This window comes from Limosilactobacillus coleohominis, assembly GCF_016901675.1.
GTDB lineage: Bacteria > Bacillota > Bacilli > Lactobacillales > Lactobacillaceae > Limosilactobacillus > Limosilactobacillus intestinavium.
Genome location: NZ_JACJKU010000155.1, coordinates 1 through 1,145, shown reverse-complemented (window position 1 = coordinate 1,145; position 1,145 = coordinate 1). Strand labels below are relative to the sequence as shown.

At 34.8% G+C, this 1,145-nt stretch carries 1 protein-coding gene; it reads right to left on the bottom strand.

Annotated elements, in window-relative coordinates:
• Positions 1–228: 228 nt before the first annotated feature.
• On the bottom strand, positions 229–816 hold the full coding sequence (locus H5975_RS08270; RefSeq protein WP_204785620.1) for a hypothetical protein: 588 nt from the start codon (positions 814–816) through the stop codon (positions 229–231).
• Positions 817–1,145 lie beyond the last annotated feature (329 nt).

The following is a 1,145-nucleotide window of genomic DNA, read 5'->3' as shown; positions in this document are numbered from 1 at the left end:
CAGTAATGGTTCCTTGCCAAATTTTGCATAAATACCCACCCATATTTGAAAACTAAGTTCGTCGATCCCGTATTTTTGCCTAATAAATCCTTTACTATCATTACCATTGACATACTCTTCGACAGCCTTAATCTTAATGTTTACGCTAATTTTAGTCATAAAAATACCCCCAAAGTCGATTTCCAACTTTGGGGGTACGCTTCAAGCCTTTTTATTCATTGCAATTATTTAGTTGAACTGTCCAGTTACTGGATCCATTTTTTGAACTTGGTTATTATTAGCGTTGTAGTTATACAGACCACTCAAGTTTGAAATATTTTGATCTTGGTTCTTGCCAGTATTGCGAATTTCCACTTGGTATTGACCATTACCCTTGTTTGATACAAAGTATTGGTCACCTTCATGGTGTTGAACACCACTTGCAGCAAAGAAGTTAGTCAACACATCAGTTGATTGCTTGTTAGCATTTACACTAGTCTTCTTTGATTGAGATGATGCAACAGCACTTTGATGTGCAACAGCAGAGTTGTTAGCACTATTTTTAACTGAAGAATAACTTGTTGAACTAGTAGCTGCATTTTGTGACGCAACACTTTGACCTGCTTCAGTAACTTTTGATGTTGCATTTGATGAATTTAATACTGAAGAACTAGCACTAGCCTTTTTGCTTGATGTCTTGTGAGCTTTCTTAACAACTTTTGCGGAAGTAGCATCGTGGTTTGTTGAGGTCGTACTACTTGATGCGCAGCCCCCTAATAAAAATGCTGACATCAATAAAACCGTTCCAGTTAAAACCTTTTGTTGTACGTTTTTCATAATCATAACCCCCTCAACCGAATATTTTATTTAAAGTTATCTTTAATTGATTACGACTATATTGTAACGCACATGTAACAATTTTGAAATATTTTTAAGACGTTTGTAAAAAAATATTCCAGATTTGATGGTGATGTACTGATATATCAGCCTTTAAGAATTATTAAGATTACTTTAAGCTACAACTATTTCAAATTTAAAGTAACCATCGTGATATAAGAATCCCGAAATGTCAATTTAAATTAGAAAAATGTTGAAAGCTGTTCATCTGTGACGTGACTTAGGAATACTTCAAGTGGTGTGCGGTAGTGAAGTGACTTCCGTGGAAT

Bases quoted from the DNA above. Each gene is read 5' to 3' on its own strand.
- H5975_RS08270 (WP_204785620.1), bottom strand. From the start codon at position 816: ATGAAAAACGTACAACAAAAGGTTTTAACTGGAACGGTTTTATTGATG.